Origin of the sequence: Pseudomonas sp. A-R-19 (genome assembly GCF_019956575.1) — a bacterium.
In the GTDB taxonomy this organism is placed as follows: Bacteria; Pseudomonadota; Gammaproteobacteria; order Pseudomonadales; family Pseudomonadaceae; genus Aquipseudomonas.
On sequence record NZ_JAHBDR010000066.1, the window covers coordinates 1 to 24291 of the forward strand.

At 62.3% G+C, this 24291-nt stretch carries 19 protein-coding genes; 6 read left to right on the top strand and 13 right to left on the bottom strand.

Annotated features, from left to right (window positions below; all coding sequences use genetic code 11):
* Positions 1–60 precede the first annotated feature (60 nt).
* From KGA88_RS18865 to KGA88_RS18885, 5 genes are all read left to right on the top strand, one after another.
* The gene (locus KGA88_RS18865; RefSeq protein ID WP_223593460.1) at positions 61–1506 is read left to right on the top strand and encodes a sensor histidine kinase; all 1446 of its coding nucleotides are present in this window, start codon (positions 61–63) and stop codon (positions 1504–1506) included.
* A gap of 185 nt (positions 1507–1691) precedes the next feature.
* Positions 1692–4499 (top strand): multicopper oxidase domain-containing protein, encoded by a 2808-nt coding sequence (locus tag KGA88_RS18870; RefSeq protein ID WP_223593462.1) that lies wholly within the window; start codon positions 1692–1694, stop codon positions 4497–4499.
* Between the two features lie 17 nt (positions 4500–4516).
* A complete protein-coding gene (locus tag KGA88_RS18875; protein WP_110659081.1) occupies positions 4517–5629 on the top strand; it encodes an SCO family protein in 1113 nt (370 codons plus the stop codon).
* 102 nt (positions 5630–5731) lie between these two features.
* A complete protein-coding gene (locus KGA88_RS18880) occupies positions 5732–7225 on the top strand; it encodes a sensor histidine kinase (protein WP_110659083.1) in 1494 nt (497 codons plus the stop codon).
* Positions 7194–8627 carry a sigma-54-dependent transcriptional regulator gene (locus tag KGA88_RS18885; protein WP_110659085.1) on the top strand — a complete coding sequence of 478 codons (1434 nt, stop codon included), beginning with the start codon at positions 7194–7196 and terminating at the stop codon, positions 8625–8627. Before KGA88_RS18880 ends, KGA88_RS18885 begins: the two co-directional genes overlap by 32 nt.
* A 27-nt stretch (positions 8628–8654) precedes the next feature.
* Here KGA88_RS18885 and KGA88_RS18890 read toward each other — a convergent pair whose 3' ends face one another.
* Entirely contained in the window at positions 8655–9032 is a 378-nt protein-coding gene (locus KGA88_RS18890; RefSeq protein WP_110659087.1) for a hypothetical protein, read from the bottom strand.
* Positions 9033–9203: 171 nt separating this feature from the next.
* On the opposite strand from KGA88_RS18890, the gene KGA88_RS18895 reads away from it, so the two are divergent.
* Positions 9204–10010, top strand: a complete 807-nt coding sequence (locus KGA88_RS18895) for a class I SAM-dependent methyltransferase (RefSeq protein ID WP_223593464.1) — start codon at positions 9204–9206, stop codon at positions 10008–10010.
* A 133-nt stretch (positions 10011–10143) separates the two neighbouring features.
* Here KGA88_RS18895 and KGA88_RS18900 read toward each other — a convergent pair whose 3' ends face one another.
* From KGA88_RS18900 to KGA88_RS18955, 12 genes are all read right to left on the bottom strand, one after another.
* Complete coding sequence (locus KGA88_RS18900; RefSeq protein ID WP_223593466.1) at positions 10144–10842, bottom strand: N-acetyltransferase; 699 nt, start codon at positions 10840–10842, stop codon at positions 10144–10146.
* Between the two features lie 304 nt (positions 10843–11146).
* On the bottom strand, positions 11147–11941 hold the full coding sequence (locus tag KGA88_RS18905) for a ChbG/HpnK family deacetylase (protein ID WP_110659092.1): 795 nt from the start codon (positions 11939–11941) through the stop codon (positions 11147–11149).
* The gene (locus KGA88_RS18910) at positions 11913–13130 is read right to left on the bottom strand and encodes a GNAT family N-acetyltransferase (RefSeq protein ID WP_223593468.1); all 1218 of its coding nucleotides are present in this window, start codon (positions 13128–13130) and stop codon (positions 11913–11915) included. The genes KGA88_RS18905 and KGA88_RS18910 overlap by 29 nt, the downstream gene beginning before the upstream one ends.
* Positions 13131–13134: 4 nt before the next feature.
* On the bottom strand, positions 13135–13824 hold the full coding sequence (locus KGA88_RS18915; RefSeq protein ID WP_223593470.1) for an N-acetyltransferase: 690 nt from the start codon (positions 13822–13824) through the stop codon (positions 13135–13137).
* A gap of 87 nt (positions 13825–13911) precedes the next feature.
* Positions 13912–15831: a hypothetical protein gene (locus KGA88_RS18920; RefSeq protein ID WP_223593473.1), complete on the bottom strand. Its 1920-nt coding sequence runs from the start codon at positions 15829–15831 to the stop codon at positions 13912–13914.
* A complete protein-coding gene (locus tag KGA88_RS18925) occupies positions 15828–17132 on the bottom strand; it encodes a lipopolysaccharide biosynthesis protein (protein ID WP_223593475.1) in 1305 nt (434 codons plus the stop codon). Before KGA88_RS18925 ends, KGA88_RS18920 begins: the two co-directional genes overlap by 4 nt.
* Complete coding sequence (locus KGA88_RS18930; RefSeq protein ID WP_110659201.1) at positions 17129–18130, bottom strand: polysaccharide deacetylase family protein; 1002 nt, start codon at positions 18128–18130, stop codon at positions 17129–17131. The genes KGA88_RS18925 and KGA88_RS18930 overlap by 4 nt, the downstream gene beginning before the upstream one ends.
* 12 nt (positions 18131–18142) lie before the next feature.
* Positions 18143–19279 carry a glycosyltransferase gene (locus KGA88_RS18935; RefSeq protein WP_223593477.1) on the bottom strand — a complete coding sequence of 379 codons (1137 nt, stop codon included), beginning with the start codon at positions 19277–19279 and terminating at the stop codon, positions 18143–18145.
* Positions 19272–20240, bottom strand: coding sequence for a glycosyltransferase (locus tag KGA88_RS18940; protein WP_223593479.1), 969 nt, complete (start codon positions 20238–20240; stop codon positions 19272–19274). Before KGA88_RS18940 ends, KGA88_RS18935 begins: the two co-directional genes overlap by 8 nt.
* Complete coding sequence (locus tag KGA88_RS18945) at positions 20237–21604, bottom strand: O-antigen ligase family protein (protein ID WP_110659198.1); 1368 nt, start codon at positions 21602–21604, stop codon at positions 20237–20239. The genes KGA88_RS18940 and KGA88_RS18945 overlap by 4 nt, the downstream gene beginning before the upstream one ends.
* Positions 21601–22695, bottom strand: coding sequence for a glycosyltransferase family 4 protein (locus KGA88_RS18950; protein WP_223593481.1), 1095 nt, complete (start codon positions 22693–22695; stop codon positions 21601–21603). The genes KGA88_RS18945 and KGA88_RS18950 overlap by 4 nt, the downstream gene beginning before the upstream one ends.
* A complete protein-coding gene (locus KGA88_RS18955; RefSeq protein WP_110659196.1) occupies positions 22692–24284 on the bottom strand; it encodes a GumC family protein in 1593 nt (530 codons plus the stop codon). The genes KGA88_RS18950 and KGA88_RS18955 overlap by 4 nt, the downstream gene beginning before the upstream one ends.
* Between the last annotated feature and the right edge of the window lie 7 nt (positions 24285–24291).

Sequence of the window (24291 nt, forward strand, 5' to 3'; positions counted from 1 at the left end):
TCGGGCAAATTGCCATGAGTGGGCTATAAACCTATAGGGGGAAAACCGGGAACCAAGCCCATGACGACGATTGCCAAAATACTTGCGACCGATAGCGAAGTTCGCTTGAAAACACGCAAGCAGCCGTTCGATCTGCTGCGCTGGTTTTCGCTGGTCAGTATGGCGGTGATTGGCACGGTGGCAGTGGCGCTGGGAACGGTGTCCACGCGGTTCGTGGTTACCGAAAGCGTGCAGCGCGATGCGCTGTTGACCTCACAATTCGTCCAGGCGATTGCCCTGGCCGAAGTGCGCCATGTATCGATTCCCAACGTGCGGACCATGGGCGAGTTGCTCGACCCACGAAAAGACCAGGACTTGGGTGACGTCGACCCGCTGGCCCGCGCCAGTGCCCGTGATGAATTCCTCGACCATATCGGAAATTTGCCGGACGTGATCCTGGCCAATATCTATGCCCCCGATCGCATGGTGATCTGGTCGACCAACCCGGCCTTGATGGGCACCACGATTCATGACGATGAAGACCTCGAACGGGCATTCAACTCGAAGACCTCCGTGTCGGCCAGCTACCACGATGTGGACAAAGCCCGCACGGAACAGAAGTTCGTGGTGCCACCCAAGTACCTCTTCCTCGAAAACTACATTCCCCTGTTCGACGCCGATGGCACCACCGTCACGGCGATGGTCGAGATCTACAAGGAACCGCAGGACCTGATCAACCGCATGGAGCGCGGCCTGGTGTTGATCTGGCTGGCGACAGCCCTCAGTGGCGGCCTGATTTACCTGGGCCTGTACTGGATCGTGCGGCGTGCGGCGATCCAGTTGGCGACGCAGCAGAACCAATTGATCACCAACGAAACGTTCGTCGCGCTGGGGGAGATGTCCTCGGCGGTCGCCCACAGTCTGCGCAATCCGTTGGCGACCATCCGCTCAAGCGCCGAGCTGGCGATAGAGTTCGACGACGGTCCGGCACACGGGAACATCAACGACATCATTGGTCAGGTCGATCGCATGTCGAATTGGGTACGGGAGTTGCTCCAGTCCCTGCGACCGCTCAATGACGAGGCGGAACCGGTGAACCTGGTGGCCGCACTGCATGACAGCCTGCTGGCTTACGAGCGTCAGATCGCCAAGGCCAGGGTCAACGTGGTGTTCGAGCATGACCAGACGCCCATGGTCCTGAGCCAGCACGTGCAACTGACCCAGATCCTCAACAGCCTGCTGTCCAACGCGATTGAAGCCATGGACAGCGGTGGTACGCTGACCATCCGGATCGAGCCGCGCGATGCCCAGGATGTCAGCGTGACGGTGAGCGATACCGGCAAAGGCATGAGCGAAGAACAGCGAGTCATGGCCTTCCGCCCATTCTTCACCACCAAACAGAGCGGGCTGGGGGTCGGGCTGGTGCTGGTCAAGCGAATCATGGAGCGTTTTGGCGGTGTAGTGACCCTCGATAGCCGTGAAGGTGAGGGCACCACTGTCCGTCTGTCGTTTAAGCTGGTCCCCTGAAAACGGGGAGGAACTATCCCCGTTAGCGGGGGTCACTCCCCAGTCATTTCCCGGCTCATGGCACATTGATGTTGATAAGCCATTGTTTTGTCGAGTGTTAATACTTTTGTATAAAACAGTTACAAAACTGGCGAGGTCCTTGCAAAGCCACCATCACCCCCTTCACGACATCGAGGCGGCTGGTGATGGAAAGAAAAGCGCGGCACAACTTCAAACGTTTAAGACTGTTAACGCCTTTGGGCGTCTTGCTGACGATGGCGCTGAGCACAGCGACTCTGCGCGCCAGCCCCATCGATGACGAGCGACAGCCGGAACCTTCCGACCCTTCGGCGTATTACGACGAACCCGCGGATGAACCGGCGGCGCTCAATGCCATTTTGAGCATGCCGGAAGCCAACCAGGATTCCTTCGACTTGCCTGACGGGAACAAAGGCTCGCGGGATACCACCCGGGTGGAAAACAAACTTCCGCCGGCACAACAAACCAGTTTCAACTACCCCACCAATGGCAAGCCCAGCCCGTTGTTCGGCGCGCAGCCATTTACCCAGCAACTGGTGTTGTTCGAGGAGTTCGGACCGGAAAAACTCGACCCCACCACGCCCTCGGCGCCGCTGCCGTTTCCACCACCGGCCATTGGCCCCTTGCCGCAACAGGACCCTACCAGCGCGGCGCGCAGCGCACCGCCGACCGCGGCGCTCGATACCTTCCTGCGCCAACCGGGGCTGACACCGTTTCCGAGCCAGTTTTCCAATGCGGTCGACCGCAATCCGTGGCAGGCGCAGATCGAGTATTTCCTCAACCGTCATATCGGTGCTTCCGCCGAAGGTCGTCCACCAGGAAAGGGCTGGTCCCATCAGCGCTGGAACGAGTTCTATCCGCAGACCGCCTACAAAACCGTGCAGACCGGCGCACGGGTCAATGGCGGTATCCGGGATGACCGGCAAATGCACCACTATGCCGTGGGCGAGTTCGGCCCCGGCGGCCTGTATCACAACGTCGCCGGTGTACCGGTAACGGAGGGCACCGCCAAGGGCGTCGATACGCGCTTCCATCCGGCGATGCCGGTGCAGAACCACAACTCGGTGTGGACCTTCGACGGCACCTTGCCGCCAAAACTGCTGATGGTCAGGTATGGCCAACCGGTGCTGATGCGCCACTACAACGGCTTGCCCATCGACCCGTCAGCGAACATGGGGTTCGGCCTGCACACCATCACCACCCACGAACACAACGGCCATTCCCCGGCCGAAAGCGACGGTTATGCCAACGCGTTCTTCTTTCCGGGGCAGTACTACGACTATCGCTGGCCGATCCAGTTGGCCGGCTATGACAGCATCAATACCGACGCTCAGGACCCGCGTGCGGCGTTCCCTTGTGCGCCGGGCGAAACCCTGTGGACCAACGATGGCAGCCCGGGCCGGAAAACCTGCGACCACGGCACCATCAAGATCCGTGGCGACTGGCGCGAAACCATGAGTACCCACTGGTTCCACGACCACATGCTCGATTTCACCGCGCAGAACGTCTACAAGGGCAACGCGGCGATGATGAACTACTACAGTGCCCTGGACCGTGGCAACGAGTCGGTGAACGACGGCGTCAACCTGCGTTTCCCCAGCGGCAGCGCCTTGCCTTGGGGTAACCGTGACTACGACGTCAACCTGGTGGTGGCCGACAAGGCCTGGGATCAGAGCGGCCAGTTGTGGTTCAACCCGTTCAATACCGACGGCTTCCTCGGTGACCAGGTGCTGGTCAACTGGCAGTGGAAACCGACCCTGGACGTGCGCGCCCGCAGCTACCGGTTCCGCATCCTCAACGGTTCGGTGTCGCGCTACTACAAATTTGCGCTTGTGCGTGAAATCAAGGGTTCCAGCGGCGAGTTCCAGGGCCCCAAAGGCTCCGGTGTGTCCTATGCCCGGGTGCCGTTCCACATGATCGCCAACGACGGTAATATCATGGAACACAGCGTGCCCTTCGACGGCACCATGGACCTGGACGCCGACGGCGACAAACAGAACCACAACGCCATCCTGCCCACCCAGGGCATTGCCGAGCGGTTCGACATCATCGTCAACTTCGCGAAAAACGGCATCAAGCCAGGCGACAAGATCTTCCTCGTCAACTTGCTGGTGCATGACGACGGTAAAGGCCCGAAAGAGCCGGTAGCGCTGGCGGACGTGCTCTCGGAAAAATACCTGGCGGTGATCAAGCAATCCAGCAAGGGACCGCAGTGGGACAAGGGTGATCCGGCGGTGGGCAAGATCCTGCAGCTCAACGTCAAGGCCTACACCGGCCAGGACCTGGCCATGGACCCAGCGCTGTACGAACCGGCCAAACCGGGCAAGGCTGAAGGCCTGGTGATGATCCCGCTGAAGATCCATCGCGACAACGCGGCCGACAAGGCGCTGCTGGCCCAGGCCCGCCATCGCACCTTCACCTTCGGCCGCTCCGACGGCACCGATGAGGCGCCCTGGACGGTCAAGACCGATGGTGGCTTCGGCTTCCACATGGACCCACGTCGCCTGAACACCGCCACTCAGTTGGCCAGCGGCCCGACCGATGCCGGCATCAAGGGTTTCGGCACCCTGGAGGTGTGGAACATCAAGCTCGGCGGCGGTGGCTGGAGCCACCCGGTGCATGTGCACTTCGAGGAAGGGATCATCCTCAGTCGCGGCGGCAAGGCACCACCGGAATGGGAAAAATGGGCACGGAAGGACGTGTACCGCATCGGCACGGAAAAGGATGGCCTGGACAGTGTAGAGATGGCGATCAACTTCCGTGAATTCGCCGGGACCTACATGGAGCATTGTCACAACACCCAGCACGAGGACAACTCGATGCTGCTGCGCTGGGACATTGAACATCCGGGGCAATTCCAGTTGATGCCGACGCCGCTGCCGAGCTGGGATGGTGTGCGCTACGTGAATACTGCCGCGCTGCCAACCTTCCGTACCGGCGATGGTTACGGTCCGAAAGTGTCCGTCAAGAAATGAACCAGGAGGGTGTCGACATGAACACGAAGCTGCATTCACCACGCTCACGAGCTTTGGGCATGCACCTGGTGCTGGTGTTGGTGACCGGTTTGCTGGCCAGCCAGCTGCTGGTCGCCAGCCAGCCATTGTCGACGCCCGCGCCTGCTGGACAAGCCACTTCCGAAACCGCCGTCGTTGAAGCCGACACTCCCTGGGGGGGCGACTATTTCCCCAACACCCTGCTGACCGACCAGGACGGTCACCAGATGCGTTTTTTCGATGACATGATCAAAGGCAAGGTGGTGGTGATCAACTTCATCTTCACCTCGTGCAGCGACTCCTGCCCCCTGGAAACCGCGCGCCTGCGCCAGGTGCAGAAACTGCTGGGAGACCGGGTCGGCAAGGACATCTTCTTCTACTCCATCAGCATCGACCCCTTGAGCGATACCCCCGAGGTGCTCAAGGCCTATGCGCAACGGTTCCAGGTCGGGCCCGGATGGAAGTTCCTCACCGGGGAGTTCGCCGACGTCACCGATCTGCGCAAGAAACTGGGGCTGTTCATCGAAGGCGTCGATAACGGCCGCAACAAGGACCACAACCTGAGCCTGATCGTCGGCAACCAGGAAACGGGGCGCTGGATGAAAGCCTCGCCGTTCGAAAACCCGTGGATCCTGGCAGACCAACTGGCCAATACCTTGCAGAACTGGAAGCAGCCCAGTGTCGAGGAAAGCTACGTCAATGCACCGCAAATCCGTCCGCCAAGCAATGGCGAAGAGCTGTTTCGCACCCGCTGCGCGTCTTGCCACAGCCTCGGCCCGCTGGACGGGCAGGGCATCGGCCTGCGCAGCATCGGCCCGGACCTGATCGGCGTGACCCATCAGCGTGATCCGCAGTGGCTCAACCGCTGGATCCGCGAACCGGATCGCATGCTCGCGGAAAAGGACCCGATTGCGATGGAACTGTTCGAACGCTACAACAGGATCTCGATGCCCAACCTTCGGCTGGACCAGAAGTCCGCCCAGTCCATCATCGAGTTCCTGCAGGCAGAAACCGACCGCCAACATCCGCCGGTGGAGCCGTTGGTCAGCGGTAACGAGGAGCCCGAACATCATCACGCCGTCGAACAACGGGACGTACCGCCGGTGCAATAGTGTCGAAATAGTTACCTGGGCCAGTCAATTGCTATCAATGTTACCTACACTGATTTGATACACGGCTGGAAAGGCTCGATTTCAAGGACTAAGGACACAGCCATGCAGATACTAGAACAACAAAAAGTACCTGCGCCGCAAGCTCCCGCAGCAACGCGCAAGGGGTGGCGGCCGCAGTTCAACCTGCTGCGCTGGTTCTCTCTGGCAAGTTTTTTCATCATTGCCGCGGTGGCGCTGGGGCTGGGTTACATCTCCACGCGCTTTGTGGTCGATGAAAGCATCGAGCGCGATTCGATGCTGACCGCGCAGTTCATCCAGGCCATAGGCGGGGCCGAAATCCGCCATGCCGGGATTACGCCGAACAGAACCATGGGCGAAATGCTCGACCCGCGCCTGGACCATGCCTATGCCGACGTCAGCCCGCAATCCCGGGCCGCCGCGCGTAGTGAGTTTCTCGACCATGTGGAGCATCTGCCGGACATCCTGCTGGCGACCGTGTACGCCCAGGACCGCACCGTGGTCTGGTCGACCAACCCGGAGTTGATCGGCGTGCGCATCGAAGACGACGATGAGCTGGATGAATCCTTCGAAATGAAATCGCCGGTGTCCACCAGCTACCACGAGATCGATGAGCAGCGTCCCGAGCAGCGCCTGCTGCACGAACCGGAATACCTGTTCGTCGAGAACTACATTCCGATGTTCAACGCCGACAAAAGCAAAGTGATTGCCATGGTGGAAATCTACAAGGAGCCGGTGGACCTGGTGGAACGTATCCAGCGTGGCTTCAAGGCGATCTGGCTGGCGACCCTGATTGGCGGGGCGGCGATCTACCTGGGCCTGTTCTGGATCGTGCGGCGTGCGGCGATGCTGTTGCAGAGCCAGCAAAAACAGTTGATCGCCAACGAAACCTTTGTCGCCCTGGGGGAAATGTCCTCGGCGGTCGCCCACAGCTTGCGCAATCCGCTGGCGAACATCCGTTCCAGCGCCGAACTGGCCCAGGACATCGCCAGCCAGCCCGCACAGAAAAACATTGGCGACATCATCAGTCAGGTCGATCGCATGTCGCGTTGGGTCCGTGAATTGCTGGTGTCGTTGCGGCCGATGAATGACGACTTTGAAACGGTCGACCTGGTGCTGGCCCTCGAAGACACCTTGAGTGCCTTCGAGTCCCTGATCAAGCGTTCGGACGTCGAAGTGCGCTTCCCTTCTGTCAGCGTGCCACCGGTCGTCAGCCACCAGGTGCTACTCACGCAAATACTCAATAGCCTGTTTGCCAATGCACTCGAAGCCATGCCCAAGGGCGGCGTGCTGACGATCGAGGTCGATTCCTCGGTGACCGGCTACCTGAGCATGATCCTGACCGATACCGGCAAGGGCATGTCCAAACAACAGCAGCAAATGGTCTTCAAGCCGTTTTTTACCACCAAACAAGGTGGATTGGGCGTGGGCCTGGCCCTGGTCAAAAGAATAATGGAGCGGTTTGACGGCTCGGTCGAACTGACCAGCCGGGAGCAGGAAGGAACCCGCGTTTGTCTCAATTTCAAAGTGGCAACGGGAGGGGTATATGGATCACAGCATTCTGCTGGTCGAGGATGATGAAATCCTCGCCGAGAATATTCAGACTTACCTGGAGCGCAAGGACTTCGAGGTGACCGTCTGCCACTCGGCTGAAGATGCACTGGAGCAGTTGGGATCTTTCGCGCCGGACGTGGTACTGACCGACAACTCGTTGCCGGGCATGAGTGGTCACGACCTGATCCAGAAGCTGCGCGTCAGCGCGCCGGATCTGAAAGTGATCATGATGACCGGCTACGGCAACGTCGAAGACGCCGTGGTGGCGATGAAAGAGGGCGCTTTTCACTACGTCACCAAACCGGTGGCCCTGCCCGAGCTCAAGCTGCTGCTGGACAAAGCCCTGGCCACCGACCGCATGGAGCGCACGCTGTCGTTTTACCAGGAGCGCGAGGCCCAGAAGTCCGGGGTTCAGGCCCTGATTGGCGAGTCGGCACCGATGGTGTACCTCAAGGGCACCATCACCCAGCTGCTCGACGCCGAACGGCGGATGGCTAATAGCGATCTGCCGCCAGTCCTGGTGGAAGGCGAGACCGGTACCGGCAAGGAACTGGTGGCCCGTGCCTTGCACTTCGACGGCCCCCGCGCCAAAGGCCCGTTCATTGAGTTCAACTGCGCGTCGATCCCGTCCAATCTGGTGGAATCGGAACTGTTCGGCCACGAGAAGGGCGCCTTCACTGATGCCAAGGACCGTCGCATGGGGCTGGTGGAAGCGGCCGATGGCGGCACGCTGTTCCTCGATGAAATCGGTGAAATGGACCTGCTGTTGCAAGCCAAGCTGCTCAAACTGCTGGAAGACCGGACCATTCGCCGGGTCGGTTCGGTGAAGGAGCGCAAGGTCGACCTGCGGGTGATCAGCGCCACCAACTGCAATCTCGAACAGATGGTCCAGCAAGGCAAATTCCGCCGCGACCTGTTTTTCCGCCTGCGCATCATTTCGATCAAGGTGCCGCGCCTGTATGCCCGTGGCGCCGACATCCTGCTGCTGGCCCGGCATTTCCTGGCAGCCCACGGCAAACGCTACGGCAAGCCGAACCTGTATTTCAGCAATCAGGCCGAAGAGTTGCTGCTCAGCTACAGCTGGCCGGGCAACGTGCGCGAATTGCGCAACATGCTGGAGCAAACCGTGTTGCTGGCGCAAAGCGACACCATCGCCGCCCATCAGTTGAACGTCTGCCTGAGCCTGGTGGATGAGCCACCGATGTTTCATCACGAGCCGCAGCATTTCAGCGAGCAGCGTCCATCCTACAACGGCAACGAATCGATGAACCTGCCGGAAGTGGAGCGCGACATGGTGCGCAAGATGCTCGACAAGACCGACTGGAACGTCACCAAATCGGCGCGCCTGCTGGGTCTTAGCCGTGACATGTTGCGCTACCGGATCGAAAAGCTTGGCCTCGCCCGTCCGGACAAACGCCAGTGGTAGGGAAACTGATTGAGAACGCCCCCTGGTTCATTGCAACACCGGGCCCTGCCTCAGGCAGGACAGCATGCAACCGGGATTCTCGACTTCCTGGTTCACGTAGACGCCACGCTCCGGATCGTAGGAGCGGATAAACACGCGAACCGTGGCGTCGGCCACGGTCGGCAGGCGCGAGTCGTAGAACACGTGCTCGCCTGAAACCGGAATGAAATCCCCGGGTGCGGTCGGGATGTACGAACCCGGCGGCACAGTGCTCATGGACTGCGGCACGGGGTGGGCGAAGGGTTGGTCGGCGCCGTAGTAGTTGAATTCACTGTTGTAGTTGGTGGTAGGCATGTCGTCGGCGTGGACGACAGCGGTCGCGCTCAGGCTGACGGCGAGCACAAGCATCAGGTTGGTTTTTTTCATGGCAGCACCTGCGAAATCGGTTTAACCGCATTTCCCCAAGGTCATTAACTATAGCTGCCGCCGTGGGCCGCTGGCGCCGCTGCGCGCATTACAACTTCGCAACACCTGCCAGGATGACGTTGATCTAGACTCCGACCGGTCAAATCGACCAGCCGAACCCTGGAGCGTGCAATGGAACTGCCGACAAAAGAACAAGCCATCGCCAGCAACCGCGAGGCCTGGAATGACTCTGCCCGTCACCACAAAGACTCCTGCGAATGGCAAGTCTTGCTGGAGGGCGTGGCACACGCGGATTTTTCCTGCCTGGATGACACCCTGACCGCTTTGCTGACCCAGACCGGTGTCAACGGCAAGGAAGTGGTGCAACTGGGTTGCAACAATGGCCGCGAAAGCCTGTCGCTGTTCGCCCTGGGGGCGCGCAGCGTGGTGGGCGTCGACCAGTCCGGCGCGTTTCTCGAGCAGGCACGGGAACTGGCGTCGCGCTCGCCCCATGAGCCGCAATTCATCGAAGCGGACATTCACCACTTGCCTGCGCAACTGCAGGAGCGCTTCGACCTGGCACTGATCACCATCGGCGTGCTGAACTGGATGCCGGACATCGGCGAATTCTTCCGCCATGTGGCGCGCACGCTGAAACCGGGTGGGGCGCTGGTGGTATACGAAACCCACCCGTTCCTGGAAATGTTCGACCCCGAGGCAGACGATCCCTTGCGCCCGGCCAGTTCCTACTTCCGTCGCGAACCTTTCGTGCAGCACGAACCAATCGTCTACGAAGGCAAGGTCGAACAGCCGGCCGCGCCGTCCTACTGGTTCGCCCACACCCTGGGCGACCTCTTCAGCGCCGCCATGGCGGCAGGGCTGCAGATCCGTCACTTCAAGGAATACCCGCACTCCAACCGCGAAGAACTCTATGACGGCTATCAACAGCAGGTGGCGCAGTTGCCGTTGTGTTTTACGTGGGTGGTGGTGAAGGGCTGAGGAATGTGTTGCTCAGACTGACGCCTTCGCGAGCAAGCCCGCTCCCACATTTGATCTGTGTCGTTCACAAATCCAGTGTGGGAGCGGGCTTGCTCGCGAAGGGCGCGCCGCGGTAAATCGGATAAACCCGAAATCAAGCCTCAGCCGAAGCCGCCGCCGTCACCACCGGCCGTCCCGGTTTGCGCAGCGGATCCAGGCGTGAGCCGCTGTAGCGGGTTTCGCGGAAAAAGCGCCAGCGGCCGAACAGGCCGTAGACATGGGTGACGCGGCCCTGTTCCTGATAGCCCATGCGAATGTGCAGTTTCAGCGCCGGGATGTTGTGGGTCTCGCAGACGTCCACCACCTTGTTGCAGCCTTGCAGCGCCATGGCTTCCCAGAGGGCCACCTGGACATCCACGGACAGGCGGGTGCCGAAGTAGGCGCGGGTCATCTCGCCGCCGAATTCGAAGAATTCGCCTTCCTTCACCGGGAACCAGCAGCCGTAATAGTGGCGATCGAAGTAGTCCCGGGTGCTGCCCCAGATGAACCCGATGGCATGCCCTTCGTCATCCAGGTACATGTGCCCGGTGTGACCTTCGGCGGCGAGCTCGGCCATGGTCCCGACGCGGTCGCCGAAGTTCTTCGCGAATGCGCTGGCGTTCTCCGGGGTGATCGTCACCTGGCGCACGGGAGAGTAGGGCCGCAGCTTGTGCGGCGGCACCGGGCTGACCAGGTCGCGCTCCATCCACAGCAACTCCCAATGGAAGAACACATAGCGTTTCCACAGCGTACCGAACGTGCGACCCAGGCCCTTGCGTTTGATGTGTTCTTGAAGCTTGTCGAGTACGCTCATGAAGCCCTCCTTTGTCGAGGATTGATGGTGCGTGATGAAGGTATTGATGGGTATAGATCACCGATGGCCAGTGCATGGCCATCTCCTTGCCAGCATTGTGTTTCAAGTTATGTATCAGACTTGACACAATTTTCAGGCGTCAAAAAGCTGCTCGTCCCGAACGAATTCGGGAGCAAAACAGCCGATTGAAAGGTGTACTACCTGTGGGAGCGGGCTTGCTCGCGAAGGCGCTGGCTCAGTCAACAAAGATGTTGAATGTACCGGCCTCTTCGCGAGCAAGCCCGCTCCCACAGGGGATTTCGGGTTATTCCAGGACGGCCTGTGCGCGGAGGGGCGTGGCTTCGCCAGCGGCGCTATAGGCCACCCGCGGCACACCCGGCAAACGCTGTTCCAGCAACGCACTCAAGGACTCTCCGGGTTCCAGATAGGCATCGCCGAAGTCGGCGCCGAGCTGGTTCGGGTGGGCGACGATTTCCAGCAGTCCGTCGGCTGGCGGCTCGGCGTTGCGCAGGTCCACCGGGGTGCACACGTAGTCGGCGGTGGCACCGGCCAGGTTGCTCAGGCGACGGTTGAGCAGGTCCTTGAACAGGCGCTTGGGCAGGCTGAGGTTTTGCCCCAGGTTACGCGCCAGGCGCACTGGCACCCCCTGGCGGGCGGCGAAGCGCGCGACGATCTCGCCGATTGGCCAGATGTTGTGCACGTGTTGATGGGAGTCCAGGTGACTGGGACGCAAGCCGTTGTCCAGGCAGCGCTGCCACTGGGCTTCGAGTTCTTCGAGCACGGCGTGGCGATCCCGGCGCCGGAGCCAGAGGCGGGTGCGGGACAGGTTGAGATCGAACACGCCGTCGTCGTCGCAAAAGGTTGGGCGCTGCACAATGTTCCGGCTCAACGGACGGCCGTAGGTCAGGTTGAAGTGCAGGCCGATGCGACCTTCGAGCAGCGGATGCCGGGCCAGGACGCAGGCGGCTTCGAACGCCGGCATGTTGGCCATGGCGGTGGCGGAGCTGATGAGTCCGGCCTGGAATGCGCCCAGGATCACCGCGTTTTCGCAGGCACTGAGGCCAAAATCGTCAGCGTTGACTATCACTTGCCGAGGCATGTTCACCCTCCTTTTGTTTTTCCGTAGGCGCAGGCGTTTTGACAGCCGCTGTCGCGACGGGCGCCGGGGTTGCGATTGCGGCCGCCGCGCGCCGGGCGCGCCAGAGCTGCAATCGGGGTTTGAAGCGTTGCCAGACCCGCAAGGCCAGTCCCAGCACCAGTCCACCCGGGCGCCAGGAGTAAAAACTCCAGCGCCAGTGTTGCAGTTGCCCGGTCATGCGTTCGTGCAGTTGATGGCTGGAGTTTTCCAGGCTGACCCGTGACGCATCGATCCACTGCCAGTGGTCTTCCAGGCCCCAGCGAATCCACTCTTCGAGCAATACCCGGCCGCTGCCCAGGTCGGCGTACTGCGGCAGGAACGCCAGGTTGTAGTCGTACAGCCGGCCCTGTTCCAGCAGGCCGAGGCGATAGCTGATGCAGCGCCCCTCCAGCTCCAGGACCACCACCCGTACCAGGCCGCGGGCCGCCAGGGCGGTGAAGGCACGATCCATCCACTGGCGATGGCGTGCATCGGAAAAGATCCCGACCCCTTCATCGCCTTTCCAGCTCACCGCTTCGACTTCACTGATTTCCTGCAACAGTGGGCCCATGGTCAGGGCGTCGGGGATAATGCGTCGCACCTGGGCACCGCACGCGGCGATGCGTTTGCGTGCGCGGCGCAATTTGTAGCGCGGGTCACCGGAGACTTCCTGATGGTCGGCCTCGCTGATCAGGTGCACCGGCACCCGGCAGCTGAGGCGTTGTTCGGCGGTCGAGCTGTGCGCCTGCCAGGGCGCCAGGGCCTGTGCATCGGCCGTGGCGCCTGCCAGTTCGTTGAGTTGCAGCACGGAGTGGGGCAGGCGTTGACGGATCTGCGTCAGCGCCTTGTGCATGGAGTCGCCGTCCAGCCTCGTCAGCAGGGCGAGGCGGTCAGCGAGGGGATAACCCAAATGATGCAGGACCCGAAATGGCAAACGCGCGAAGCGTTCCACGGACGCCACCAGCGGCAGGCACAGCACCAGTTCCTCACCCTGCCAGCCGAGCAATACGTGCAACGGCTCGCCGGGTTTGAGTGCCTGTTCCGATGCGCATAACCAGGCCAGGGTGTTGAACGGTGTGTGGTCCGTTACACGCTGGCGCAGCGCTTCGTAAGCCGCTGTCGGAAAGTCGTGGGCGCACAGTGACGTGCGCCATTCGAATCGTACGGTCATGAGATCACGTCGCCTCGGCAGTGGCAGGTTCACGCACCGGTTTGCGCAAGGTATCCAGGCGCGAGCCGGTGTAGCGTGTTTCGCGGAAGAAGCGCCAGCGGCCAAACAGTTCGTAGACGTTCATGATGCGTCCCTGTTCGCTGTAGCCGGTGCGTATATGCAGCTTGAGCGCGGGGATGTTGTGCCACTCGCACACGTCCACGACCTTGTTGCAGCCCTGGGCGTACATGGCTTTCCACAGCTCGGTCTGCAGGTCCATCGACAATTTGGTGCCCCAGTAGGCCCTGGTCAGCTCACCGCCGAACTCGAAGAATTCGCCCGGCTTTACCGGGAACCAGCAGCCGTAGTAGTGCTTGTCGTGATAGTTGCGCGCGGCACCCCAGATGAACGCCACCGCGTCACCCTTGTCGTCCAGGTGCATTTGCCCGGTGTAACCCTCCCGGGCCAGTTCGGCCATGGTCTCTACCCGGTCACCGAAGTAGCGGGTGAAGGCCACGGCGTTTTCCGGGGTGATGCTGACCACCCGTAGCGGCGGGTAGGACTTGAGTTTGTACGGTGGCACCGGGCTGACCAGGTCGCGCTCCATCCACAGCAGTTCCTGGTGGGAAAACACATAGTGCTTCCAGGCTTTTTTCAGGGTGGCGCTCAGGCCTTTTTGTCTGATGTGTTCGCTGAGTTTATGCATTGCACTCATGTTGTTGGCTCCTGACGGGATTGCCCGTGAGTGGAGTTATTCCTGCGCGCGGCGAAATGCCGACGCGGCCAAGCACAAGAAGGGCGGTCATGAGGCGATCCAGCTGAGGGCGAACAGGGTTTGCCCGGGCAGTTCGAAGCTCACGCGACCGTCCCGGCAGTTGAACGGTGCGTCGCGGCTGCGGTTGTCGGCGCCGAAATAACGCAAGGAACCCTTGCCCAGCGGACAGGCCGCACCGCTGAGGTCGACACGCTGCAAGCGCGTGCCCTTGTTCACCCCCAGCAGCGTGCGCTTGAGGTCGTCGGCCATGGCCAGCACATCGACTTCGAAGGCGTCGTTGTCCAGGCGCACCACATTGTGCAGCCAGTGTTGCTGGATGAACTGCTGGGCCAGGCCGACTGGTTTGAGTTCGAAATGATCGTTGCCGAGCACCCGCAGCATGCCTTTGGGGTACTCGGGCTCGTCGGCGGCCTGGAACCAGCCGAGCATGTCGAGCAGGCCGTCCTGGGAGGCATTGATCACCACCGAGGCCCACCACAATGACGCGTAGTGGGTTTCCTGGTCGTAAGGGCTGAGGCTGGCCCCGCTGGACATGTTGGTCTGGTCGAGCAACAAGGCCTTGCGCGGCCGACCCTGGGCGTCGAGCCCCACCAGTTCAGCGGCACGGCGTACGCTGTCGCGGTAGACGCGGGTGGCGAGCAGGTCGCGGATCATCCATTCGTGCCAGGCCAGGGCGTCAATCTGCTCGCCGTTGTCTTGCAACAGGCGCCGGGCCCAATCGATGCCGCGCCGCTCGCTGGCGTGGTCAGCCAACGGGCCGTTGATAAAACGCGAGCTGGCCGGGATGGCGATGCGCACGCCGGCCCTGGCGTTGTCCGGGTTGCTGCGCACCTGCCGGGCCATGCTGTTGAACACGGTCTGGAAACTGGCGTAGTCCGGGTAGTTGAGGTTCGGCTCGTCGGCAAAACCGATGTAGTGCGTGCCCTTGCCACCCAGGGCGCGTGTTGCGGCCAACCAGGCTTCGAGGCCGCCATTGCTGGTGCTGTCGGCGCGCAGTTCGGCCTGGCGCTGGCTGCCGGCCAGCAAGGTGATGTCCTGGGTGATGCCGAAACGGTCCTGGTACAGGCGCCGGAACGCGTCCTCGTAGTGCGGCCGCGTGGCCATGATGTCGACGAGGCTGTAGTAAGTCGCCGCCTGCGGTTTGAGCGCATCGAGCACGGCAAAACTGGAAGGCGGTGGCATCACGTAGGGGAGGGCGATGCCCAGGTTCGGCGTGTTGCCGAGCAGTTCCTTGTGCAGGGTCAGCCGGGTCCGGCCATCGTCCTCGCGCAGGGGCTTGAGCTGTTGCGGATTCTGCGCGAACAGATTGGCCGTGCCATCGAGCCAGAACGCCGCTTTGCCGCTGCCTTGCAGGCGCAGGCGCCAGACCTGATCGCTATTGGCGACCGGCAGCTCGGCCTTGTCGAACTGCCAGTAGGCACGGTAGGGCTTGAGGGTCAGCGTCAGTTGCTGGCCATCCCCCACGCGCTGGGCTTGCAGGGCGCTGACACCGTCGTGGAACTTGCCGGCGAGCACCGCGTGTTCCCCGGCCGCGACCTTGAAATACAGCTCATCGCCGTCACGGGTTTCCGCGCTGAAATGCACCTTGGCCGGGGCGAACAGCGCCACCGTGCGTTCGTCGTGTTCCACGCGGTAGCGGCGGAAACTGTAGCCCGGAATCTCCAGGCGATAAGGGCTGGCGCCCGGTGCCAGTGGCCAGCGCTGGGTGCCCTGGGTCTCGGCGGCGGCGATCGCCCGCTCACCCTCGAGCTTGCCCTGGCCATCGAGCAGGTACAGGTGCTCTTCATTGGCTCCGGCCTGCCACGCCGGCACCCATTGCACGGTCAGGGTGTCGGGGCGATCGGTTTGCAGGTACAGGCTGCCGTCACGGATATCAGCCCAGCGCATCGGCTCGGCGTAGGCATCGACGGTCAGGCCAAGGCTCACCAGCAGGGCGAAATACTTCATGCCGACTTCCGCTGCAGGACCAACAGCATCGGCGCGATATCGCTGGGCAGGATGATCAGGGTTTGCCAGAACGGCACCTGGCTCAGGCGGCAATACATCACCAGCAGCGCGACCGTCACCGCCAGGTAGGCAATGGACGAGGCTGCCGCCGCGCCGACGATGCCGTAGGCCGGGATCAATACCAGGTTCAGCGCCAGGTTGAGCAAGGCACCGAGGCCCATCAACAGGGAAATCGAACCGGGCCGATTCTTGCCCAGCAAATCCAGGCGCAGGATGCTCGCGTAGCACAGCCCGAGCAGGCCCGGCAGCAGCGCGAGCAACGCCGGATAGGCCGGTTGATAGGCCACGCCGAACAGGGTGACGATCAGCCACTCGCCGATCAGAGCCATGCTCAGGCAGGCGCCGAGCATCACCGTGGCCGTCAGGCGCAAGGCCAGCGGCGTGACTTTGTCGATGCCTTCTTCCTGTTGCAGCAGGCGTTTCATCAGCGGCGTGGTCACCGCTTCCGGGACGATCAGCAGCAACTCGGCGGCGGCACTGGCCATGGCGTAATGACCCAGCGCGGTGCTGCCGAGCAGGGCGCCGATGAACAGGTAGTCGGAGCGCAGGATCACCTGCTGGAACAGCAGGTCCGGATGGCTGCGGGCACTGTAGCGCAGCAGTTCGTTCTGGCTGGCGCGGTCCCATTGCAGGGTCAGCGGCTGGTTGCGCTTGAGCCACAGCCAACCGACCAGCACCACCAGGCTGATGCCCGCCAGCCAGCTGATCAGCGCCGCTTCCAGTGCCGCGCTTTTCCACATCCAGAACAGGGCGAGGAACAGCAGCAGCGGCGCCAGCGATTCGATCAGGCGCAAGGCATTGAAGGCGACCACGCCGCCGGAAGCGTTGTGCAGGGTCAGCAAACCGCTTTTGAGCACGGTCAGCGGCACCGCCAGCAGCAACAGCCAGGCGAGCAGGCCCAGTTGCGTGGTGATGTCCAGTTCACTGCCGAACTCGCGGGTCAGCGCCACCACCAGCAAGGTCAGCAACGCCGCCAACAGGCAACCGAACACCAGCACCTGGCTGAGCAGCAGGCCCATCGGTCGTTGCTTGGCCGCCTGATAGCCCACCGCCGAATTCAAGCCGCCGCTGGTGGCGGCGCTGATCAGGTCGGGCAGGGTGCTGAGCAAGGCAAACAGACCCCGTTCGCTGGGGCCGAGAATCCGCGCCAGCAGCACGTTGCGCAGCAAGCGCAGGGCGATCATCGCCAGTTTGGTGCCCATGCTCAGGGCCAGGTGCTTGAGGTAATTGCTGCGGCTCATGGACGTGCCCCACGGTAGATGCGCCAGGACAACAGCTCGGGATTGCGCGCGGTACGCTGGCTGACGCCGAAGCGTGGCAGCGCCAGGGGATCCTCGGTTCCCCGATAAATGCCGGTGCCGGTGCCCAGGGCAAACGGGAAGTCATGCCGGGCCACCTGTTGCCGCACCCGCGCATCGTTGTCGCCATTGGGGTAGCAATACACCGGCAACGGCCGGTTGCAGCCGTGGCGCAGCGCATCGCGACTGCGGCTCAGTTCTTCTTCCAGGCGTTGATCGTCGAGACCGGTGAGGATGGCGTGGCTGGCCCCATGGGGGCCGAAGCGCACCAGGCCCGAGGCTTCCAGGTTGCGCACTTGCTGCCAGTCCAGCGCCTGGGGCAACGAGTCTTGCGGGCATTCGTCGGTCAGGCGATTGAGGTCCTGCGGCGACAGGGTTTTCAGGTTCTGCAAATAGTGCAGAAGCGCCAGGCTGCGGCGGTGCTCATCCGGGTCATCGCACAGGGTCGGTAACGGGCGGCCGAGATGTTTCAGGCATTCGACCAGGTGTCGGCGCGCGGTTTCGCCATGGCTGTTCCACAGGGTTTCGCCGATGCTTTCCCACCAGAACCGCTGGCGGCTGCCGATGAAATCGGTAGACAGGAAGATGCTCGCCGGCACCTGGTATCTGTGCAGAAACGGGAAGGCATTCACCGCGTTGTCGCGCCAGCCGTCGTCGAAGGTCAGCGCCACTTTCGGCCGCTCCGAGCGCAGCGCACCCGGTTGCAGAATGTCCATCAGCGGCACGCAGTCGAAGTGTTTTTTCAACCACACCAGCAGATGTTCAAAAGCCTTTGGCCCGACGCACAGTTCATTGCGGTGGGGCAGTGCGGCGGCCTGGTCGCTGGCCAGCACCCGGTGCAGCATCAGGATCACCCCGGCGCCGTGCAATTGATTGCGCCCGACCGGGGAGTTGAGGTACAGCCAGCCACTGGTGCGTTTTAACAGTTGCTTGATCGCCATGGCACACGCCTCTCATCGATTTTGCTCGGGGTTCCATTGGGCATAACGCTGGCCGCGCAGGAACTGCCACAGGCCGATGCTCATTCCGGCAAGGGTCACCAGAAGGAACGCGGCGAGGCGAAAGGGTTTGGGCAAGCGGTGTTGCGAATCCAGCAGGCCGGCAATGGCCACCGTGTAGCCGAGCAGTTGTGCGATCAGGCTCAGGCGATAAAAGCCGTGGTCCTCCCACAGCCAGAAATTGCTCAGCAGCAACGGCAGCAACAGGATCGGCGCCAGGCGCCGGATCAGCTTGTGGCTGATCAAGGCAAGCGCATACAGGCCGTGGGTCAACGGATTGAGCAGCTCCCGGCGCTGGGCCAGGCTTTGCAGGCCACCGACCGTGACGCGCTGGCGGCGGCGCAATTGCTTGTCGGCTTCGTCCACGCCCTGGTCGATCACCCGGGCCTCTGGCACGTAGACAATCTTTTTGAACGCCACCGGCGCACAGGTACTGATGAAGAAATCGTCGTTGACCTCCGCCGGCACGTTCTGGAACAACTCGCGGCGCAGGGCGAGCAATGCGCCGTCGGCGGAAACCATGCAGCCGGTGCGATTTTCCACGTAGCGCAGCCAGCCTTCGTAGTGCCGATACAGGCTGTCGCCGATGCTCAAGCCCTTGCCAGTCACCGGGATCACCATGTGCCCGGCGCAGCCACCGACTTGCGGGTCGTTGAGCGGCGCGAGCAAGTGGCCGAGGGTGTCGGTGGACCATTGGTTGTCGGCGTCGGTGAACACCAGGATCTCGCCGCTGCTGATCGCGACCCCGGCATTGAGCGTCGCCGCCTTGCCCTGGCGGGGCAGGTCGAGCACGCTGATGCGCGGGTCTTCGATCTTGCGTGCGCAGGCCACGGTGTCGTCGGTCGAACCGTCGCTGGCGAGGATGATGTGCAGCGAACGGGCCTGGTAATCCTGGGCCAGCACGGTGCGCAGTTTTTCTTCGATATGCCGCGCCTCGTTGTGCGCGGCAATCACGATGCTCACGTCCATCGGTTGTGCCGGTCCGTGGCGCGGTGCGGGGTACAGCGGTGCCAGCAAGGTCAGCAACAGGGGATAGCCGAGGTAGGCGTAAACCGGCAGCAACAGGCACAACCAGAAAATGAATTCAGCCACGGGCGGGCCTCCTGGCATTCCAATGACAAAGACTGAGGATGAACGCGGCGCCCGCCAGGTGCAGGCGCACCCAGTGCAGGCCCCACAGTTGCAGGGTCAGGAGCGTGTCGTGGTGTTTGGCGCTTTGACGCAGGCTCAGCACCAATGCTGGCAGGCTGGTCAGCATCAGCATGAATACGGCGTGATGGGGGAAGCCGTTGAACAACGCGGAGATTGCCATGAAATCGAGAATCCAGGCACCGATCGACAGCAGCGGAAAGCGCAGCAAGCGCAGGCTCGGGCCATGGGTACGCAGCAGTTGCAGATGACTGCCCTGGCGCCACAATTCCTTGCCCATCCATTCCCGCCAACTGCCTTCGTAGCCCCAGTGCAACGCCACGCTCTGGTTGACCGAGAGCAGCTTGGCGCCCGCGTCGGCCAGGCGCATGGTCAGCTCCTTGTCCTCACCGGTGCGCAGTTGTTCGTTGAAACCGCCGACCTTGTCGAACCAGCCACGGCGCATCAGCAGGTTGGAACTGGGCAACCATTGCACGGCATGCGGCGACCGGGTGTTGGGGCGCAAGGTGCGACGCTGCCAGGCATCGGCGTACCACGGCGCTTCGGCCGGGGTGTGCAGGTCCAGGCCGATGACATCGGCCTGGCCGCCGGACTCGAGGTCGAGCAGCAGCTTGAGCCAGTTCTCGGGCATCTCGATGTCGGCATCGATAAAGGCCAGCCATTCACCACTGGCAATTGCCGCGCCGCGATTGCGCAAGGCGCCGATGAGCAGGCCGGGCAGCACCAGCACCTGGGCGCCGAACTGTCGGGCAATCTGCGGGCCCTGGTCGTCGGAGCCGTTATCGACCACGATCAACTCGCATTCGACGTTGGCGGTGTCGGCGGCATGTTGTGCCGCGAGCAGGGTCCGGGCGATGTGCCGGGCCTCGTTGTACATGGGGATGACGATACTGATGCGGTTCATACCCTGACCTCTTTGCGCGGGGCTTCTTCGGCTTTCATGCGCAGCACGCTGGTTAACGCGAGCATGATCCACAGGTACTTGTGGTTCGGTGCGCTGAGGAACATCAGGAACAAGGTCAACGACAGAAAACTCATGCTCAGGTGGGTCATTACAGCGGCCTGCGCGGCGTCCCCTCGCAACAGCCAGGCGCGGCGCGCGCGCATCAGGTTGTACAGCCCCAGGGCCAGCATGCCGACGAACATCAGGCCGGCGGGAATCCCCAGTTCACTGAAGATTTCCAGGTAGGTGTTGTGGGCGCGACGGTACAGGTCTTCGGTCTCGCCCTTGATGGAAAAGGCCTTGGCGTAGCCGGTGGTGGCGTAGTGCAGCGGGAACGTGCCGGGGCCGGTGCCGAGCAAGGGGTTCTCGGCGATCATGCCGCTGCCGACCACAATGTAGGAGGCACGGCGGCCCAGGGACGGGTCCTGGCTCTTGGCCCCGGAGCTCAGGATGCTCAGCGACTGGATACGCTCCACGTAACCGGCCGGCATCGCGTACAGGCCCAGCGGAATCACAATCGCCAGGCCGAGCATGGCAAAGCCCAGGTGACGCGGACGAATGCGTGGCAACTGCGCACGGTAATGCCACGCGCCGATCAACAGGCTGAGGAACAACACCACCAGCCCCGAACGGGATTCGGTCTTGGTCATGCCGCCCAACAGCAGGAGCGTGCAGCCGCCCCAGAACAACCGGTGCAACAGGTTCGGGCTGCGCACCACCAGCAACAGCGCCATGGGCACGGCGAAGGCGATCATCAGGGCAAAGTTGTTCGGGTCCTTGAGCAAGCCGGACGCACGGCCCGCGTCCTGGTACTTGGCCGAGAACATGGCCATGGCGCAGGTCACCGCGACACTGATGGCGACCAGCCGGGCGAACATGTCGAGGTTCAACTCACGCCCGACCAGCAGGGTGATGACAAACAGGATCAGGCCGACGCTCAGCTCGCGCAGGTGGCCCAGGGAGATGCCCATGTCGTCGGTGTTCAACAGGCTGAGCAGGTACAGCAGCATGAACCCGACCAGCAAGCGCCAGATATTGCTGCGCAGGCGATCGGCCGGCAGTTGGTGGATCGCCAGTTGCAGCATCAGGATCAGCGCCAGCGAGGCCCCGAGGAACTTGGAGCCCGACAGCATGTTGTCCTTGAACAGGCCCTCGAACGGCAGGATGGCGGCAATGCCCAGCAGGCCCCAGGTCGGCTTGCGGTACAGCACCGTGACCCCCACCAGGCCCAATACCGCTCCCGGCGCCAGATACGGATAAGGGCTGGCCAGCAAACCGAGGCAGACCAGGCCGAGCAAACTGACGATCGAGAGCGGAAAAATCACGCGCGTGCCTCCCGTGCAGTACGGATGTAAAGCTGCGACCAGCGTTCGGCCAGGGCCTTGAGGTCGTAGCGATCGCGTTGCGTACGTTTTGCGTTGTCGACCAACTCGCCGGCCATGGCCGGGTCACGCAGCAGCGTGCCGATCTGGCGGGCGAGGGTGGCGCTGTCGGTGGGCGCGGCCAGCAGGCCGTTGTGGCGGTCTTGCAGGACATCGGGAATCCCGCCGACGCCGAAGGCCACCACCGGCACCCCGGCCTGCATCGCTTCGAGCAGAATCATCGGCGTGCCTTCGGTGCGCGAGCTGATCACCAGCGCATCGAGTCGCCGCCACCACGCGCGCATGTCGTTCTGGTAGCCCGGCAATGTGATGCGCGCCTGCAATCCGGCCGCGTCGATGCGCGCCTGCAGGCTTTCGCGCTCCGGCCCGTCGCCGAGCATCACGGCATCCAGTTGCGGGTACTGCTGACACAACGGGATCAGCGCATCGAGAAACAGATCAGGGCCTTTTTCACTGCTCAGGCGCCCGACGTAGCCGGCCAGCCAGCGTTGCCGTTCGCCACTGTGCGGCTGCAAGTCGTTGGCCGCCGGCAGTCCGTTGGGGATCACCTGCAACTTGTCCGTGCGCACGTTGGCCTGGCGGTGCAGCAGCGCAATGCTTTCGGCGACACACACCACGCGGTCCACCGAGGCCGTGCGGCACAGTTGCAGGCTCAGCCAGGTGTAGAACTTCTGCTTGCGGCTGCGTGGGGTGAAGCCGTGCTGGGTGATCACCAGCGGCAGGCGCAACAGCGTGGCGCCGACCCAGCCGAACAACAGGCCCTTGAAGTTGTGCGTATTGATCAGTGGCCGCTGGTCACGGCGCTGGCGCAAGTGCCCCAGCAACGCGCCGAGGCCCGCACAGCCGAGGCAATCCACGCCGGCCTCGCGAAAACGCGCGATCAGTTCGGGCGGCGCATCGAGAAACAGCACCTGGTGCTGCCCCGGCGTCGCCAGGCAATGATCCAGCAGCATCCGCTCGGCCCCATAAAAGCCGCCGCTGCTGAGCAAGTGAATGATCGGCAGGTCGAGGGTGGTACCGAGCGGCGCGTTCAATTGCGCACCCAATGCACGAGGGCCGGAACGCTCCAGTTCCGGTGCGGATTGTTGGGCAGGGTGCTTTGATCGTTGATCACCAGCAGTACCGGCAAGCCCAGTTCATGGGTGATTTGCGCAGGGTGCTTGAAGCGGTGGTCGAAGAACTCACGCACGTAGACCAGGGCAATCGCCAGCAGCAGACCGGTGAACAGCCCGAACGGGATGATCAGCATCGGTTTGGGAAACGCCGCTTCGGTCGGCTCGAACGGCGGGCTGAGCACCCGTGCGTTGGACAGGTCGTTGTCCAGCGCGCGCGCGGTGCTGCTTTCGGCGAAGCGCTGGGCATAGGTGGAAAACGCCGCGTGCAGCGCATCGATCTCGGTGTCCATCTGCCGCAGCTTGCTCTGGGTTTCCTGCAACTGGTGGATGCGGTTCTTGAACTCGGCAATGCGCGCGGTTTTCTGGTCGATGACCGAGCTGATCGTCGCCAGGTCGCTGGTGCGCTCCTGAATCCGGTTGCTGACAATCTTCAGGAATTGCCCACGGGTCCGGGTGATTTGCTCGCGTGCCAGTTGCATCGGTTCACTGCCGGGCTGAAAGATCGCCAGGTCGCTCATGTAGCGGCTTACCAGGGTCGTCAGTTGCTCACCCAGTTGCTTGATCTCGCGGTCTTCGAAAGCAACGTTGTCGACCGTGGTGGTGAAGGTGTAGGGGAAGGTGTAGTCGTTGAACCTGGCGTTGTTGGCGGTGGCCAGATTGGTTTTCAGGTAATCGAGCCAGCGCTGGCTTTGCAACAGTCGGTCCTGATACAGATTGAGCGCTTGCTCCTCGGTGTTGATCGCGTTGAGGCGGAAAGTGATTTCTTCCTTGGGATCGGACGAGCCGATGCGTTCGAGCAAGGCCAGGCGATTGGCTTCCAGGCCATCGAGACGCACCTGGTATTGCAGTTTCTTGGTTTCGTAGAAACTCTGCGGCAGGTCGATCGATTGCATTTCCTGGCGGCTGACCAGGTAGTTCTGCAGCAGGGCGGCGACGAATTTGGTGCCTTGCGCCGGGTCAGGGAAGCTGTAGACGATCGAGATCACGTTGGAGCCCGGCAAGGTTTCAACCTTGAGGGCGTCGGACGCCTCCTGCGTGAGGGCATCGAGCACGGTGTCGCGGACCGGATCGGTCTGCAACCCGAGCAGGCTGCGAGCCGGGTTGATCACGTGCTCGCGAACGGGATTGAGCACAAACTTCTTGAACGGCTGCACCAGCAGTTTGTTGAAGACGCTCACGGGCGGCGTGTACTCACCCTTTTCCCGCAGCTCGCCGATGGTCTGGCGGATCAACGCCGGCGAACGCAGGATATTGCTCTCGGTCTCCATGTCCGCCAGCGATGGCGGAATGAAGGAAGCGTTTTCCTGATTGAGGGTGCTGGTGGCATCCCCCTGGGAGATTTTCTTGGACTGCACGATCACCTGGGCGGTGATATCGAAGCTCTGCTTGAGCATCAGCGGCAAGACCACGGCGATCACTGCAAAGACCAGGAAGACTCGCTTCACCAATTGCTTATTGGCGAAGAAGATCCTGAAGAACTCGTGCAGGTAATTTTCCTTTGGATTCATGGCGGTC